Genomic DNA, 17,041 nt, shown 5'->3' with positions numbered 1-17,041 from the left:
AACATACATTAAAAAATACTTTTAACATATAAAAGAATGAAAATCAGTCGTTTGTGCCGATATTTAGGACGAAAAATAAGAAGGTCATCAAGAAAAATCTTACACTCTTATGACGAAGAAACTGAACCAATTACTTCGAATGCATTTTGTTGATGACTAATTTTCGTTTTCCTGAGTGAAGTAAAGGGATATCATTGACATAAATGACCTTAATATTAGCATCTTCTCCAAGATGGTTTTTGAATTCATCTATGATATAATTTTGCTGATCAAAATCATTATAAACATTAAGTTTAATAATATAGGTATTGTGGTTCTCTTGTATAAGTTGGAACTGTTTAATCTTATCATACTTAAGTAAGTGATAGGTAATGTAGGAGGTAATGAGTTCTCCTTGGGTATTGTAGATCATGTCCATTTTTCTCCCTTCCACATGTTGCAAATAAGGTGCCCCGTTAAATGGATCATCATTCTTTAAGTATCCAATATCTCCAGTATCATAGCGAATTAACGGCATGCTGTAATTGTATAAATCGGTAATTACTATTCTACCTGGCTTTCCTATTGCCACAGGCTTGTCACTGTCCAATTCCAATATTTCAACATTGTAACTAGCCCAATTGATATGAAATATAGGACTCCCTGGAAATTGTTGAGCAATAATACCATTTTCCACATTGGAATAACGGGAAAGACCTTCAACTCCAAAGTAAAACTTAAGTTGCTCCTTAATATCAGGGCTTAAATATTCTGACATGGCAATAATAGACTTCATGTTTGCATCTATTGGATCGGATTCAATCTTGGTGAGGTAATTGCAAATTGTGGTTAGTGCTGAAGCATAGCTAAGCATAGCCTTCGGGCTTTTATCCGTAGTGATTTTTTGAATTAAATCTGCAATCTGCTCGTCCTTTAAATTAGACACTGGATGCATTAGAATGTTTTGTACAAAGGCGGCTAACTTATTCTTTCTATTGTATTGATCCCAGTGCCGTAGGTACACTAATTTTTGACCTAGTTCGAACCCTGCCTTTTTGGCAAAGTAAAGAGTATCGGCGGTATTCTGTAATTTTTTATACTTATCGTGGTATATCCGAAACGGGGTTCCAGTTGAACCACTTGTATATTTGGAGAATAGTGCGGCTCCATCAAACTCACTAGATCTAAAGGCGTCAAAATTATCACGTATTAGATTTTTGTTGATAATGGGAAAGTCCGATAACTCTCGGACATTTTCCAACTCCATATAAAACGGAACGGATTCAGTAGCATGCTTGATCAAATTTTTCAATCGTAGTGCACGTAACCTAATAGATTCTGGATCCTGATAATTTTCAAGAATAAATGCAATGTCGTTTACTCTTTTAATAATTTTGGAGCCTTTTAAGAAATCAAGTGCCCAAAATGATTGGCGTCGAACAGTATTGATTACACTCATAGTTGTATACTAAAAAAAGGTATGTTGAAAACATCTCTATTATTGGGATGTGTATTTATTGGAATTAAACTGCACTGCCTAATTTCCAGATCCCTAGATATTATTAGGTGTTTGAGCTATTCTCCCGATAAAAGTAATTTAAAAAGGAAATGCTTATTGGTAATTTCTATAAATGGCAAAGATAATCTACGAAATACGATTTGGTTATGTCGGTAGAATTGCCATTTACATCGAACTCAATGCTGCGTCTCTTTATATTGGTCTATTTTTACCGCCACAACCAAACCAAACAATCACATCAGCATAATGAAAACGGTTCTATTCTTTATTTTATTTTCAATAGTAGGACTTCTACATGGACATGCTCAAATTCAAATACAAGGGACCCTAAAGGCTTACAATCACGGCCAAAAATTATTTCCTTTAAGTGGTGCGAAAGTCTCATGGTTAAATAATAAGGACTCCGTTTTAACCGACATAGAAGGGAAGTTTAAAATTTTAACAAGTCCTTCCTCTAATAGACTAGTTGTTCATTATTCTAATTTTAGAAATGATACTTTACTTGTGAATCGCCCTAATCTAGGTTTACTTATCCTTAAACCAGAAATTGAATTACAAGAAGTAGTGATTTCTAAGGATAATTCCTCTGTGCAACGCTCCTTATTTGATGTTCAAAATGTTGTAACGGTAGATAGTCGTGAAATGCTCAAAGCTGCTTGTTGTAATTTATCTGAGAGTTTTGAAACCAATCCTGCCGTGGATGTCAATATCGCAGATGCTATCACTGGAACCAAACAAATTCAAATGTTAGGTCTTAATAGTCCATATCTTTTAATTACCCAAGATAATATACCGAGCACTCGGGGTGCATCCTCGGCCCATGGCCTATCTTTTATTCCTGGAAATTGGATAGAAAGTATCCAAATCACCAAAGGGATGGGAAGCGTTGTAAATGGTTATGAAAGCATTTCTGGGCAAATTAATACCACCCTGAGACAGCCCCTAACAGATCAGCAGTTTTTCTTAAATCTATATGGCAATAATTTTGCTAGGTTTGAATTAAACAGTAGGTGGAATACATTTCTCACAAATAAATTATCCACTGGAATATTTTTTCATGCCAATACACGTATGGCAAGGGTGGACGATAATAATGACGGTTTTTTGGACACCCCCCTATCAGAGCAAATTAATCTTATGAACCGTTGGCAATACGGTGACCCTAACAGTGGCTGGATAAGCTTTTTAAACTGGCAGTACCTTAGAGACCACAAACAAACTGGAGAAATGCACTTCGATAAAAACAGCGATAAATTATCTACCGAGCATTGGGGAAGCGAGCATGATTCAGATCGCTTTGACATTTCATCTAAAGTAGGATATGTCTTTGCTGATTTACCCTACCAAAGTATTGGATTACAAATGGCTTATACCTATCATAAACAAGATGCTTATTACGGCCTTAGAACTTATGACATTCAACAAAGCTCCTTCTATGGGAATCTTATTTTTAGTAGCATAATAGGAAGCACCATGCATAAATACAAAACGGGAATAAATTATATGGCGGATAATTACAAAGAACGCTTAAATTCATCCCCTTTGGATCGTAGAGAGAACTCAATGGGAGCCTTTTTTGAATATACATATTCCGATTTAGATAAGTTTAGCATGGTGGCGGGAATTCGCTTTGACATTCACAATCACCTAGATGGTTTTTTTAGTCCACGTCTTCATTTACGGTATGCTATATGGGATAAGGGAGCCTTACGAGCATCGATAGGTAGAGGAAAACGCAGTGCGAAGATATTGGCAGAAAATCAAAAACTATTTAATTCCTCCAGAGAGATACTTATTGAGAACTCAAATGCAAGTGCTTACGGCTTACAACCAGAAATCGCATGGAATTACGGACTTAGTTTTACCCAAAAGTTATACCTAAACAAACGACTGATGGTGTTATCTGCCGACTTCTATAGAACTCAGTTTGAGAATCAGGTGGTGGTTGATTGGGAAACACCTACAGAAATTTCCTTTTACAATTTAGAAGGAAAAAGTTACTCCAACAGTTTCCAGATCGATCTAAGCTATGAATTAATTCAAAATCTTCAACTTAGAGCAACCTATAAAAGATATCAAGTCAAGACAGATTACAAAGCAGCCAAACTAGATAAACCACTACAACCAAAACACCGCTTTTTTTCTAATTTAAGCTACCAAACTGTAAGAAGTCCTATTGGAAAGCAGTGGCGATTTGATACCACCATCCATTGGCAAGGAGAACAACGGATACCTCGTAGTAATTTGGATCTATTTACGAATTCATTTGGGACCTACAGTCCATCCTATGTCCTACTCAATGCCCAAATCACTCGAGTACTAAGCAATACTTTTGAACTTTATATTGGTGGAGAAAACATTACAAATTATGCGCAAAAAGAGCCTATCATAGCATCTAATAATCCGTTTGGACCTAATTTCGATGCCAGTATGAACTATGCACCTGTTTTATCGGGAGTCTATTATATCGGTTTTCGATATAAATTAAATTAATCATTAAATATATAAAACATGAAATTAAGACTTATTCTTATGATTTGCTTGATCAGTTTTTCTCTTTCTGCTCAGGACAAGAACAAAAATGAAACCATTCTAGTGGAAGCTAATTGCCAAATGTGTCAAAAGCGAATTGAAAAGGCTGCCATTAAGGTAAAAGGAGTTAAATATGCTTCTTGGGATATTCCCTCTAACCAATTAACGCTCATTTACAATGAGAATAAAACAAACCTTAAGGATATTCAATCAGCCATTGCTGAGGTAGGACATGATACAAAGGAATATATAGCAGAAGAGGCAAGTTATCAAAACTTACCTCCTTGTTGTTTATATCGTGATCCAACCACTAAAGAAATGGATCATCATTAGAATTGGGGCATTACAGGGCAGCCATCTTAAAGTTTCCGAAAAACACTCTTGATTCCTTATCATACTTGAAAGGGGCAGTGATATAAAAGAATTTTGAGGTTCCTGTAGCAAACATAGTACGGTCGAGAACCTTTGATTTGTCCAAATAAACTCGCATTTCTTTTCCTTGTACTACGATAGATACACGGATCTTTGTGTTGGAATAACTTTTAAATGGAAAATTTAAGGTGTGATAGGCATCCATGTCTTTACTTGAGTGTGTAATGTCCTGATTGTGAAAATGAAACTTCGTAGAAGTTACCGCACCATGATTGTATGCATCCAATAGAGTCGATCTCACGCTATTATCTTTAGCAAACCCAAAATTCATGCTTCCAATATCCTCTGCTTTATCACTGCTGGTAATCAAATCAAATTCTATGGTAAAATTCTCAGGTACTTTTATCAAGGTATCGAGCTTGAAGGTAGAATTTTCTCCCATCATTACCCATTTCCCAGGGTAGGCATCCAATTCAACAATACTACCATTACCAGAGGTTTTCCAGTATTCAGGCATTAAGCCTTTTTGGGCATCGATGAATTGATCTTCAAAAATTAAGGTACCTCCAGGCTCAAAGGTAAATACTTCTTCTATATATGGAGTTTCACGTTTTGAAGAAGCCTCTGCACCTTGTTCGGAGGTCTCTTCAGATCCGCTTAAGACTTTATCGACTTTCTCGGCGGCTTTATCCTCGACTTTCTGTTGGATTTTTTTCCAAAACTGGGCTTGAGTAGATGTGGTAGTCAGAAATACTATACTACAAAGAATAAGAAGTTTTGTCTTCATTGATAGTTGATTAGCTTTAAATGATTAAACACTATAAAGCGTCTTTTTAAAACTTTGAGACGCCATAATTAATTGGTAAATCTAAATGAATTTCAATTTCTACACAAGATTTTTCTGACGTGAAAAAGGTGAATTTTCAGGATACATTTTGTTGAAACTGCGAAAAGATATAACCACGGGGTCATTCACGCCAAAAAATTAGTATATTTGATACTATGTTAAAAATAGCCCTCTTAATTCCAGAAGCTGCGGTGTCTGCAGCAGTCACAAGTACTCGTTATGTATTTAATACCGTTAATAAGTTTTTAGTTGGTAGTGGGAAAGCTCCGTTTTTCGATATTCAACTAGTTGGATGCAAAGAACACGTCCCATTACAGGACGGAATAACCTTCATAAAAACAGACATAGATATTGACGAGCCCATTGATGTCGATTTGGTTATCATTCCACCCTTATATGGGGATTTGAAAGCAGCCATTGAGATCAATAAAAGGACCACCCCATGGATAAAGAAGCAACGTGATAAAGGAGCAGAAATTGCCACACTTTGCGTTGGGGCCTTTTTGCTTGCAGAAACGGGTTTACTTAACGGAAAAAAATGTTCTACTCATTGGGCGTATTATTCAGAATTTAAGTCTACTTATCCTAAAGTCGAATTAGTGGATGGCGCAGTAATCACCGAGGATGATGGAATATACTCTAGCGGTGGAGCTGTATCACTTTGGAATCTATTGATATATTTAGTTGAAAAATATACTAATAGAGAAATGGCCATTATGACAGCCAAATACTTTAGTATTGATATAGACCGTAACAGTCAAAATGCCTTTATGATATTCAAAGGGCAAAAAAATCATCAGGATAAGGAAGTTAAAAAAGCACAACTCTTCATTGAAAAAAACTATCACAAAAAAATCACTGTGGATGAATTAGCCAGTATGGTAGCCATTAGTAGAAGGAGCTTTGAAAGACGTTTTAAACAGGCTACTGATAATACAGTGCTAGAATACTTACAGCGAGTTAAAGTCGAGGCTGCAAAACGGAGCTTTGAAAATAGTCGAGATAATATTTCAGAGGTGATGTACGATGTTGGTTATATGGACACTAAAGCGTTCAGAAATATTTTCAGAAAATACACAGGGCTTACTCCTGTTCAATATCGCTATAAATACAACAGGAGGTATACTGCGTAATCTTAATTCCAACGTATATTTAATAAATCAACTTTTGGCACAAGCTTATAATACTAACTTTCTAATCTATTAAAAAACCACAAAACTGAAAAAAGAGCAAACAGAACCATACCATTTATCATTAAAATTAATTTGTTAATGGTAAAATTTTTATTGATTATCAATAAAAATAATTATATTTGACAAATTGACCATCAAATTTTAATAGGTATGACTAAAAGAAATAATATCATCTGGAAGGTAATTAAGACTGTTTGCTGGGTAATCTTTTTTCTGTATTGCATGAAAACATTAGATTTGATTGTAAGCTATAGTTATAGTCTATATAACCCTGCGGATGCTAAAGACCTGTATAATGGTCTTGACCTTTCTCAGCTCTACTTTAGTAATAAATTACACTACTCTTTAACCGTCCTTGTTATAATAATCATATCCGCACTAAAGGCATTAGTCTTCTACTTTGCAACCACACTATTTAAAATACTCAATTTTGTCAAACCATTTAGCAGGGATATTTCAAGAATTATAACCAAGATAACGTACTATACGTTTGCGATAGGGATAGTTAGTGGTATTGTAGAAATATTTGTCAATAGATTATCAGCTAATGGTTATAATTTTAGCCCCATTGAATCATTATGGGGAGATGGAGATGCATACTTGTTTATGTCGGCAATATTATTTGTTATTGCCTTGATCTTTAAAAAGGGCATCGAGTTACAATCCGAAAACGAATTAACAGTATAAATTATGGCGATCATTGTCAATCTAGATGTTATGATGGCCAAGCGAAAAATTTCACTTAACGAGCTATCTGAAAAAGTAGGAGTAAGCCTTTCAAATCTCTCCATTCTTAAAACTGGAAAGGCAAGAGCGGTACGATTTAGCACTTTAGAAGCTATTTGTAAGGCTCTTGACTGTCAGCCTGCGGACATTTTAGAATATGTTGAAAATGCCAAAAAATAGACCTTAGGATGATCCACTCCTACAACAGTAACACTTTAATTCAGGGTTTCTTCTTAAGTTTTTAGGACAAAACAAAAATTGCATATAGCTCACCTCAAGCTGTTAAATCATTTGGATTTAACAGGAAAAAAAGGTATAATTAGACGATGTTTCAATTAATTATAACACTAAAACCTAAAAAATAGTGGCATCCTAAGCCATACTTAAGACCATCGCGAGCGCACAACCTAACCTAAAAATGTTGTGTAACAATAAATTCATCTCAAATGAAATTGTTCTTAAGAATAGCATGTATTATGTTGTTGATAGCTGGGTGTGGCCCAAAAGCATTGGTAAGTTCTGACCAAAAGTCTTTTAATTATACAAAAACTGTCGATTACGACAAAGTCATCACTGATGATGCGCTGACCAAGGAAGGTCTCTTTGATATTCACAAGGTTAAAAACCAATACTATTTTGAGATTCCAGATAGTCTTTTAGGCAGAGATATTCTGGTTGTAACACGTTTTATCAAAACCCCAGCGGGTGCTGGTAATTATGGTGGTGAAGAAATTGGAGAAAAAACAATTTACTTTGAAAGAGGTCCTGCCAATAAAATATTCCTTCGCATCGCTACCTTTGTAAGTCAAGCCGATGAGAATGATGCCATTGCTAAGGCAGTGCAAAACTCAAACATCACTCCTATTCTAGAGGCGTTCGATGTAGAGGCAAGAGGAGATAATAACAAAAGTTCGGTCATCGATGTCACCGATTTTATAAACAGTGAAAACAACCTCCTTTCCCTGAGCAGTGATCAAAAAAAATCGTACAATCTAGGGAGTCTGGAGAAGGATAAATCATATATCAGTCAAATCAACTCCTTCCCTATTAATATCGAAGTTAAGACCGTTAAAACCTATAAGGCAACGGCTAGCTCAAAATCCAAAGACCTCATCCCCGCAGCAGTACTATCTGGGGTAGTGACCATGGAAATCAACAACTCCTTTGTACTCTTACCCAAAGTACCTTTGGAAAAACGTTTCTACGATCCTAGAGTAGGCTACTTCGCTAGTTCCTATCTCCGCTATGGTGATGATCAACAAAAAGTTGCCCAGGACACCTATATCCACCGCTGGCGGTTAGAGCCTAAGGATGAGGATCTGCAAAAGTGGAGAAATGGAGAATTAGTAGAGCCTAAGAAACAGATTGTATATTATATCGACCCGGCTACACCAAAAAAATGGAGACCTTATTTAATACAGGGAATTAATGATTGGCAAGAGGCCTTTGAGCAAGCAGGATTTAAAAATGCCATTGTTGGTAAACCATGGCCAGTGGACAATGATAGCATGAGCTTGGAAGATGCGCGGTACTCGGTTTTGCGTTACTTTGCATCCCCCCATAAAAACGCCTATGGACCAAATATTGTGGATCCCAGAAGTGGAGAAATCCTCGAGAGTCATATGGGATGGTACCACAACCTGATGAACCTATTACACAACTGGTATATGGTACAGGCGGGCGCTGTTGACCCAAGAGCTCGAAAAATGATCTTTGACGATGAGCTCATGGGAGAGCTTATCCGATTTGTGGCATCACACGAGGTCGGACACACCCTAGGATTGCGTCACAACATGGGAGCAAGTCACGCCACACCTGTAGAGCGGTTAAGAGATAATGAATGGCTTAGCAAAAACGGACACACCAGCTCTATTATGGATTATGCTCGATTTAATTATGTCGCACAACCTGAGGATAGTGTTGATGTTGAAAACCTTATGCCAAGAATTGGGGATTATGATAAATGGGCCATCCAATGGGGATATTCCAAATTATCCGATACCTTATCAATGGCTGAAAAACAACAACACCTAGGTCAGATGGTAACCGATAGCGTTGCTTTAAACTCCAGGTTGTGGTTCTCTGGTGAGGGAAGAGATTTTGATCCTAGGTCACAAACCGAGGATCTAGGGGATAATGCGATGACAGCTTCCTATTATGGCATTAAAAACCTGCAACGCATACTCCCTCAAATTATCCAATGGACAGACTCTAAGGAAAATGATAATTACAGAAACCTCGATCAGGTATACCAAACCATCGTCTCTCAATACAAAGATTATATGTATCATGTGGCTAAGAATATTGGAGGTATTTACGTGACTAAAAAATCTAGAGAGGAACAAGGTCCTGTGTACCGTGGGGTGTCAGAGGCAAAGCAAAAACAAGCCTTAATGTTCTTAAACAGTTATCTCTTCACCCAGCCATCATGGCTGTTAAATGATACTATTTTAAACATCATAGAAGAGCCTAAAAGTAAAAATGCGGTCACTCAAATGATGGAAGGGATGATGACTACCTTACTGGGAGGCAGTAGGATTAGTAGAATATCATTTATTGCTGAGCGCTACAACAGTGACAACCCCTATAGACCTCAAGAGTACTTAGAAGATATCACCAATTACATCTGGAGTAACTTAGATGTGTTTTATGATCCAAACGCCTATCAAAGAGAGTTGCAAAAAAATTATGTCTCAAACATGATCGCCCTCTATAGACCTGATAAGGCTAATGAGCCGTTAAAACTTCTTATGGCTAAACTCTCAGAAAATAAAACCAGTAACACCGATATTAGGTCTCTAGCTCTAAATCATTTAATACAACTCCACGGAAAAATAAATAGAGTCTTACCAAGGGTATCGGACAACATAGTAAGGGCGCATCTTCAGTATATCGAAAAACAAATTGAAGATGCTGTAGGAGAAATAGAAGGCTCATCCATGCCCTATCGCCCTATTTTAAATTAAATAGGAAACGAAATTTCCCCATGGTTTTGTCTGTAAAAAATTTAATTACTTAATTTGTTAATATGTAAATACACCTGAGTCGATTCAGGCGAGTATCACTAAAAACCAACATTATGGCATCAGGAATTTTTGCAGTACTGGACGATATTTCAGTTTTAATGGATGATGTAGCGACAATGACCAAGATTGCTACAAAGAAAACTGCAGGTATTCTAGGAGATGATTTAGCGGTCAACGCAGAAAAAGCCACGGGTTTTGTTGCCAATAGGGAACTCCCTATTCTTTGGGCAATAACCAAAGGTTCATTTTTAAATAAACTCATAATTCTGCCAATAGCATTTTTACTGAGCGCTTTTTTACCCAGTGCAATCGTTATAATATTATTAATTGGAGGTATGTACTTGGCATATGAAGGTGCAGAAAAAATATATGAATTTTTATTCCATCGTAAGCCAAAGGATCAAAATTTAGAGGTTAAAGAGGTTAAAGAAGAAGACATTGCCGAATTTGAAAATAAACGTATAAAGTCAGCTGTACTCACAGATTTTATCCTTTCTATAGAAATTATCATTATTGCTTTAGGAGCCGTCATTGATGCTCCATTGTTAAACCAAATTATAGCTGTGACCATTGTAGCCATTATTGCGACCATAGGAGTGTACGGAATCGTAGCACTTATTGTAAGAATGGATGACTATGGATATCGGCTCATAGACTTTAATGATGAGAAAGACAGTATTTCTGATAAAATAGGTAAAGCTTTGGTTTTTTCACTTCCATGGGTAATTAAGAGCCTATCTGTCGTAGGAACCATTGCACTGCTACTTGTCTCTGGTGGGATCTTCAATCACAATATTGAATACCTACACCACTTTTTTCCAAGTATTCCGTCCCTACTTAAAGACTTTCTTACTGGATTAGTTGTTGGAATTATTGTAATGCTGATTTTAGTGCCATTTAAAAAGATATTCAACCGTAAGAAAGCTACAAAGCATTAAATTATGAAGGTGAACTAATAAGCTCACCTTCTCTACTTGTATTAAAAATACTTAAAACCTAAATTTCTTTGAAAATAATGGGTTTTGTTGTTTTTGGTATCATAACCAAGTGATAAGGTTGTGTAATAACCGTTAACATCCCACCTGTATTTAGTCGTTCAATTTGAACAAGAAATCTATCTTCCTGTTCAGTTACCTTGGTTATGTCGATGGAATGTCCTCCATGAGATTTTACATCATCAAATACTGCCAGTACAATATTTTCATCAAAATCTACCATTGGAATTGGAGACACTTCATCATTAATAGTATTCATTTTAGACAATAAAACGGTAAACACCTTTTTATCAGTAATTATTAGCTTGGATTTTTCAATTCCTTCGTCTCCGTTACCATTTAAGTCTCCTTGACTTAAAGTGGAAAACTCAACAGGTTGTATTACTTCACTATTATTCTTCTTTTCTGTACAAGAAAACATTAAAAGTGTCAAAACAATCACGTAGGTTACTCTAGTTTTCATTATTATTTTTTTTGAGTTCTATTCCTAATAGATGCCATTTATTAAATTAAGTTGCTTGAATATTAATAATAAATACACAACTATCCCACAAAATGACATCCATTTATATCCATTTATAACGATGGCGAAGAGCCTTTAGTACTTAAAGAAATCAGAACTTTTGCACCTTAAAACAACCTATAAAGTGATGATTTGATTGCATTTACTCCATAATGTAACCTGGAGTTAAGGATGTGTAACATATCGTCATAATGACTATAAGACTTCCTATTAGCTTTGTTTCACTAGCGAACTTGTCTTGTGCAATACTCCAGAAGCCGCTTTAGCGGTTTAAACTTAAATTCTAAACTAATGGAGTTACTAAAAAAGCTAAGTAGAACACCTAGCTTTAAGGCCGTTGCCTTAAAATTATAAAAAGGGAATTCCAGCAGCGAAGAATAAATAGTTAAAAACTGTATTGGCAAAAGTATGACGAGCTAGTTAACTTTCTAACACATCTAATTTATGAAACATTCTAATTTTAAACGATTTTTGTTCCTACTGAGCTTATTTAGTTTCGGCTTGGTTCAAGCACAAGGAGGGATTACCGTCTCCGGAACTGTTCAAGATGAGTCTGGCCCTCTACCAGGGGTCAACGTAGTATTGCTTGACAATTCAAAAGGAACTTCAACAGACTTTGACGGTAACTTTACATTAAGCGGAGTTGATCCACAAGCTACAATAGTCTTTAGCTATGTTGGATTTAAAACAGTAGAAGTTCCAGTAAACAACAGAAGTACACTTAACGTTACTCTGGAATTAGACTCCCAATCACTGGAAGAAATTGTTGTTGTAGGTTACGGTACCCAAAGTAGAAGCGAAGTTACTGGGGCAATTGCAACAATCGAAGCAGAGGAAATCTCTAGTTTACCTGTAGCTAGAGCGGATGAAGCACTACAGGGACGAGCCCCTGGTGTTAGCGTTGTATCGAGTGGATCTCCAGGAAATCAACCCGTAATTCGAATTCGAGGACTAGGTACTCCTAACTCTAACGATCCACTTTATGTGATCGATGGTACCATTTCAGGTGGAATGGGGAATTTAAATCCAAATGACATTGAATCTATTCAGGTTCTTAAGGATGCATCTACTACCGCAGTATATGGGTCAAAAGGTTCCAATGGGGTTGTTATTATTACCACAAAAAAAGGTAAACCAAGCGAAAAAGCGACTTTAAGTTTTGATTCATATTCTGGAGTCAACTTTATATCTGATCGCTATGATGTTTTAAATGTCGAGCAGTATAATCGCTATGCTTCTGAGATAGGTCCAACTCCAGACAGAATATCCAATTCAGCATATGAGTCTTTGTCATCACATAATACTAATTGGCAAGATGAAATATTTAGAACAGGTTTTATTCAAAGTTATAACCTTGCTCTGGCTGGTGGAAACGAGAATAGTAATTTCCGTTTCTCCGGTGGATACTTAGGACAAGAAGGTGCTATGATTGAAACTGACTATGAGCGTTTTAACTTTAGAGCAAATAGTCAATTTACCTTTGGAAATTTAACTATTGGAGAAAGTTTTGGAGTTTCCTTTGACAAACAACATCCAGAGCGTGAGAGCGGTGGACGTTCAATTTTAGAACACGCGATTAAAATAGCTCCTTACCTACCGGTGTACAACCCAGATAATTTAGGAGGATTCCAAGGACCTAGTAGTTCACTCGACCTTCAAGATGCAGAGAACCCAGTTCGTGCACAAACCTTGGGTGAGGTAGTTAATAAATCCATAAATATAAATGGTGGTATATTTGCTTCCTACGAGCTCTTCGATGCCTTAACCTTTAAAACTCAAGTTGGTCTTGATTATAGCAATGGAAAAAACTCAAGTTTTATTCCTTCATATAGCGATGACGAAACCTCTACTAACAGTACAGCGTACGCTCAGATCAATAAGAACACTAGCATTTATCAATCGCTAACATACACCAACAGTTTAACTTATACAAAAACCTTTGGTGATTATCATAACTTGGAGTTGTTAGCCTTGGCTGAGCAACAAAAAATAAAATTTGAGAACGTCAACGCCAGAAGTACCAATGATATTACGGATGCTGTAAATCAACTTTCAATAAACGGAGTTGACCTTAGTTCAGGGGCTACAGAATACCTTAGAATCGGATATTTAGGACGAGTTAATTACAACTTTGATAAGCGATATCTTTTTTCTGCCTCTATTCGTAGAGATGCTTCCTCAAGATTTGGTGCCAATAACCGTTGGGGATATTTCCCATCAGTTTCTGCAGGTTGGAACATAGGTAGAGAGGCCTTTATGGAAGGCTCTGCGATTAATAACCTAAAACTAAGAGGAAGCTGGGGAATAACTGGAAATGACAATATTGGAGATTATCTTTATAGCTCAACATTATTGACAAACTTTATCTATCCAATTGGTGGTGCTGCTGTTCAAGGAACCACCGCGAATGGTTTGGCTAACCCTGATCTAAAATGGGAGGAAACCACCATGCGTAACATCGGACTTGATGTAGGGATTAATGATAATAAATTCACATTTACATTAGAGTATTACAACAATAAAAGTGATGATTTATTAGTAGATCTTCCACTTCCACTTTCTCATGGATATAACAATCCAAATTTAACTTCGAATGTGGGATCAGTTAAGACACAAGGTTTTGAATTTAATTTTGGCTATAATGATTATGAGGGTGATTTCACTTGGTCTGCTAACATGAACATTAGTCATAGTAAGAACGAGGTGGTAACCCTTAATTCTAGTGGAGAAAGTAGCCCAATTTTCGGAGCTGTTTTCGAAGGGGAAAGTCTTTCCGCTATTAGTATAAATGAGCCATTATTCCATTTTTATGGATACCAATTCGATGGAATTTATCAAAATGAGGCCGAGGTTGATGCCGTGCTTAGTGCAAATCCAAATCAAGATGTAGTACACCCAGGTGATGTTCGATACAAGGATTTAAACGGTGATGGTGAGATTACTTCTGCTGATAAAATGAAAATTGGTAATCCATATCCAGACCTAGTATTAGGACTTAACTTAAGCGCTAATTATAAAAACTTTGATTTCAATGCTTTTATAACAGGTAGCTATGGCAATGATCTTTATAACACGAATCTGTATGACCTTCATGGGATGACCCGTTTGTTCAATTCTGGAGTTGCCGTTTTAGATCGTTGGACTGGTCCAGGGACTTCTAACACTATCCCAAGAGCCTTAGGTGCCACTCAGAATACCAGTGCATCAGACCGCTTTATTGAAGATGGATCTTATACGAGATTTAAAAATATCACAATTGGTTATACTATACCAACGGATTTTTTCAACGATGCGATTTCAAAGTTTAGAATCTATATGAGTGGTCAGAATTTAATCACGATAACAGATTACAGTGGTTTAGACCCTGAAATTGGTTTACCTAGTGTAAACAATGGAGGCGTAAGAAACCAATTTGAATTAGGAATAGATCGTGGAAATTACCCTCAACCAAAGTCAGTGGTTTTTGGATTACAACTTGAATTTTAAATCAAAAAATTATGAACAAATTTAAATATATTTTTACCATCCTCAGTCTAGGGTTTGTTTTGCAATCCTGTGATACCGATGGTTTGGAGTTAAGTAACCCGTCACAACTATCACCTGAAACCTATTTTGAAAACGAGGTTCAGGTTAGGTCAGCGGTAAACGCCGTATATGCCAATTTACAGACAATTGGTACCTATAGTAGAAATTACTACTTTATGATGGATAATATGGCGCATGAAAATGAAGGCAACCCACAGTTGGAAGCCAATAAAAGGCTATTCTTAGATTTTTCATTTGATGATAGTTCCGAATTGGTAAACCAGTTCTGGGATAGTTCCTATAGAGGAATCAATAAAGCAAATTTTGTGATCAATAATGAAGAAAAAATTAATGAGATACCAAACTCATTAATGAATCAAAATTTAAAGAATAAATACCTAGGCGAGGCAAAGTTCCTCAGAGCTCTTTATTACTTTAATTTAGTCACACTTTACGGAGGGGTCCCTTTGATCACAGTAGTTCCAGAAAACAGTGAAGGTTTTCCAAGGAGTTCCGTAGAAGATGTATATGCTCAAATTGTAGCTGACCTTACTGAGGCTGCTCAAACCCTTTTACCCAAAGCAACAGAAGAACAAGGTAGAGCAACAAGAGGTGCTGCCTATGCCCTACTAGGAAAAGTTCAACTCTATAGAGGAAACTACACAGAGGCCTTAGCTGCATTTGACAACATCTATGATGTGTACCAGCTTACCGATAATTATTTTGATAACTTCATGGAAGAAACCGAGCATAATTCAGAAACTATTTTTGGAGTTGAATTTGACGATGATATGGGTAACAATGCATTCTGGAATAGTGGTGTAAGTGGTGAAGGTCCAAATGAGGCTAGTTTAAGAGGACAATCGTACGGATTTGTAGATTGGTTTAACTGTTATCCATCGGATCATCTACTAGAGGCATTCGAACCAAATGACCCAAGGTATAAAGCAAGCTTCTACGAAATTGGAGATACCTATGCTGGTGGAGAACTTACCATAACAGAAATTAGTTTAGGTAGAAGAGCGGTATGGAGAAAATATCAAAACTATTACAAAGATGCTAACGAGGATCTACAATCTGGAATTAACTTTGGTATTATTCGATATGCAGATGTACTTCTTATGATGGCTGAAGCCGCAAATGAGACAGTGGATCAAAACACCGCTATTGATTATATCAATGAAGTTAGAGATCGCGTAGATATGCCATTATTACCCTACGGCTTATCCAAAGCAGCAGTATTCGAGGCTATCGTTCATGAGAGAATGGTTGAACTCGCTGGTGAGCAAGTACGTTTTGCGGATCTAAAACGATGGGGCATGGCAGCCCAGGTATTAAGTCAGTTTGGATTCCAATCAGGAATTCACGACCTATTACCAATACCTGAGGCAGAAATTAATTCTAACTCTGCTTTAAGCCAAGAAGATCAGAATCCAGGTTATTAATAAATTTTAGAATTAAGTTTAAGTTTAGAATTCATCCAAGGCATTTTGCTATGGGTGAATTCTTTTTTTGTAACTGTACCATTTCAAGCAGCCTTTTAAAACAGTAGTATGATCACTATTATCAAATGACTGTTATACGGTACCTAAGAGATTTATGTTTGCAAATAAAATAGGGACATACTCTGGTTTATCTTTAGACCATATCCATTGCTTTTTAACAAAAGAGAGATCCTGTTATTATCCCCAGTAATTTTAAGGATCAGACTCCCTTATTTGACAGTTAAAGGCTAGTAATACAAGGATCCAAAGACGGTCTTAGCATTTAGCCTATCAAAAAACCCAGGCAATTTAACTAAAAA

The 17,041-nt window shown here is 36.5% G+C and carries 13 protein-coding genes; 10 read left to right on the top strand and 3 right to left on the bottom strand.

All coding sequences use genetic code 11. The features are described 5' to 3' along the window. Positions 1-130: 130 nt before the first annotated feature. Positions 131-1,438 (bottom strand): phenylacetate--CoA ligase family protein, encoded by a 1,308-nt coding sequence (locus tag I215_RS02680; RefSeq protein ID WP_008990411.1) that lies wholly within the window; start codon positions 1,436-1,438, stop codon positions 131-133. 172 nt (positions 1,439-1,610) lie between these two features. Between I215_RS02680 and I215_RS16570 the strand changes: the two genes are divergently transcribed. From I215_RS16570 to I215_RS02670, 3 genes are read left to right on the top strand one after another with little or no spacing between them, the layout of a single operon-like run. Next, positions 1,611-1,745, top strand: coding sequence for a hypothetical protein (locus I215_RS16570; RefSeq protein WP_262486261.1), 135 nt, complete (start codon positions 1,611-1,613; stop codon positions 1,743-1,745). Further along, positions 1,745-3,991, top strand: a complete 2,247-nt coding sequence (locus tag I215_RS02675) for a TonB-dependent receptor (protein ID WP_008990410.1) — start codon at positions 1,745-1,747, stop codon at positions 3,989-3,991. Before I215_RS16570 ends, I215_RS02675 begins: the two co-directional genes overlap by 1 nt. Positions 3,992-4,009: 18 nt before the next feature. Beyond that, positions 4,010-4,363 carry a heavy-metal-associated domain-containing protein gene (locus I215_RS02670; RefSeq protein WP_008990409.1) on the top strand — a complete coding sequence of 118 codons (354 nt, stop codon included), beginning with the start codon at positions 4,010-4,012 and terminating at the stop codon, positions 4,361-4,363. Between the two features lie 10 nt (positions 4,364-4,373). Here I215_RS02670 and I215_RS02665 read toward each other — a convergent pair whose 3' ends face one another. Then, positions 4,374-5,189 carry a hypothetical protein gene (locus I215_RS02665; RefSeq protein ID WP_008990408.1) on the bottom strand — a complete coding sequence of 272 codons (816 nt, stop codon included), beginning with the start codon at positions 5,187-5,189 and terminating at the stop codon, positions 4,374-4,376. 215 nt (positions 5,190-5,404) lie between these two features. On the opposite strand from I215_RS02665, the gene I215_RS02660 reads away from it, so the two are divergent. From I215_RS02660 to I215_RS02640, 5 genes are all read left to right on the top strand, one after another. Continuing rightward, positions 5,405-6,382, top strand: coding sequence for a GlxA family transcriptional regulator (locus I215_RS02660; RefSeq protein WP_008990407.1), 978 nt, complete (start codon positions 5,405-5,407; stop codon positions 6,380-6,382). A 282-nt stretch (positions 6,383-6,664) separates the two neighbouring features. Then, positions 6,665-7,129 carry a DUF2975 domain-containing protein gene (locus tag I215_RS02655; protein ID WP_237738914.1) on the top strand — a complete coding sequence of 155 codons (465 nt, stop codon included), beginning with the start codon at positions 6,665-6,667 and terminating at the stop codon, positions 7,127-7,129. 3 nt (positions 7,130-7,132) lie between these two features. Continuing rightward, the gene (locus I215_RS02650) at positions 7,133-7,348 is read left to right on the top strand and encodes a helix-turn-helix domain-containing protein (RefSeq protein ID WP_008990405.1); all 216 of its coding nucleotides are present in this window, start codon (positions 7,133-7,135) and stop codon (positions 7,346-7,348) included. Positions 7,349-7,614: 266 nt separating this feature from the next. Then, positions 7,615-10,134 (top strand): zinc-dependent metalloprotease, encoded by a 2,520-nt coding sequence (locus I215_RS02645; protein ID WP_051009160.1) that lies wholly within the window; start codon positions 7,615-7,617, stop codon positions 10,132-10,134. Positions 10,135-10,247: 113 nt separating this feature from the next. Continuing rightward, positions 10,248-11,132: a DUF808 domain-containing protein gene (locus I215_RS02640; RefSeq protein ID WP_008990403.1), complete on the top strand. Its 885-nt coding sequence runs from the start codon at positions 10,248-10,250 to the stop codon at positions 11,130-11,132. 58 nt (positions 11,133-11,190) lie between these two features. Here I215_RS02640 and I215_RS02635 read toward each other — a convergent pair whose 3' ends face one another. Next, positions 11,191-11,652 (bottom strand): protease complex subunit PrcB family protein, encoded by a 462-nt coding sequence (locus tag I215_RS02635; RefSeq protein ID WP_156800179.1) that lies wholly within the window; start codon positions 11,650-11,652, stop codon positions 11,191-11,193. Between the two features lie 504 nt (positions 11,653-12,156). On the opposite strand from I215_RS02635, the gene I215_RS02630 reads away from it, so the two are divergent. Continuing rightward, positions 12,157-15,198, top strand: a complete 3,042-nt coding sequence (locus tag I215_RS02630; protein WP_008990401.1) for a SusC/RagA family TonB-linked outer membrane protein — start codon at positions 12,157-12,159, stop codon at positions 15,196-15,198. A gap of 11 nt (positions 15,199-15,209) precedes the next feature. Then, complete coding sequence (locus I215_RS02625) at positions 15,210-16,682, top strand: RagB/SusD family nutrient uptake outer membrane protein (RefSeq protein ID WP_008990400.1); 1,473 nt, start codon at positions 15,210-15,212, stop codon at positions 16,680-16,682. Positions 16,683-17,041: the final 359 nt, after the last annotated feature.

The sequence above is a fragment of the Galbibacter marinus genome (assembly GCF_000300875.1).
In the GTDB taxonomy this organism is placed as follows: domain Bacteria; phylum Bacteroidota; class Bacteroidia; order Flavobacteriales; family Flavobacteriaceae; genus Galbibacter; species Galbibacter marinus.
The sequence above is the reverse complement of the archived record's forward strand: the minus strand, read 5'-3'. Positions and strand labels throughout refer to the sequence as shown.

Excerpts from the sequence above, each read along its gene's own strand:
- I215_RS02680 (WP_008990411.1), bottom strand. The coding sequence starts at position 1,438 with ATGAGTGTAATCAATACTGTTCGACGCCAATCATTTTGGGCACTTGAT.
- I215_RS16570 (WP_262486261.1), top strand. The coding sequence starts at position 1,611 with ATGGCAAAGATAATCTACGAAATACGATTTGGTTATGTCGGTAGAATT.
- I215_RS02675 (WP_008990410.1), top strand. The coding sequence starts at position 1,745 with ATGAAAACGGTTCTATTCTTTATTTTATTTTCAATAGTAGGACTTCTA.
- I215_RS02670 (WP_008990409.1), top strand. The coding sequence starts at position 4,010 with ATGAAATTAAGACTTATTCTTATGATTTGCTTGATCAGTTTTTCTCTT.
- I215_RS02665 (WP_008990408.1), bottom strand. The coding sequence starts at position 5,189 with ATGAAGACAAAACTTCTTATTCTTTGTAGTATAGTATTTCTGACTACC.
- I215_RS02660 (WP_008990407.1), top strand. The coding sequence starts at position 5,405 with ATGTTAAAAATAGCCCTCTTAATTCCAGAAGCTGCGGTGTCTGCAGCA.
- I215_RS02655 (WP_237738914.1), top strand. The coding sequence starts at position 6,665 with ATGAAAACATTAGATTTGATTGTAAGCTATAGTTATAGTCTATATAAC.
- I215_RS02650 (WP_008990405.1), top strand. The coding sequence starts at position 7,133 with ATGGCGATCATTGTCAATCTAGATGTTATGATGGCCAAGCGAAAAATT.
- I215_RS02645 (WP_051009160.1), top strand. The coding sequence starts at position 7,615 with ATGAAATTGTTCTTAAGAATAGCATGTATTATGTTGTTGATAGCTGGG.
- I215_RS02640 (WP_008990403.1), top strand. The coding sequence starts at position 10,248 with ATGGCATCAGGAATTTTTGCAGTACTGGACGATATTTCAGTTTTAATG.
- I215_RS02635 (WP_156800179.1), bottom strand. The coding sequence starts at position 11,652 with ATGAAAACTAGAGTAACCTACGTGATTGTTTTGACACTTTTAATGTTT.
- I215_RS02630 (WP_008990401.1), top strand. The coding sequence starts at position 12,157 with ATGAAACATTCTAATTTTAAACGATTTTTGTTCCTACTGAGCTTATTT.
- I215_RS02625 (WP_008990400.1), top strand. The coding sequence starts at position 15,210 with ATGAACAAATTTAAATATATTTTTACCATCCTCAGTCTAGGGTTTGTT.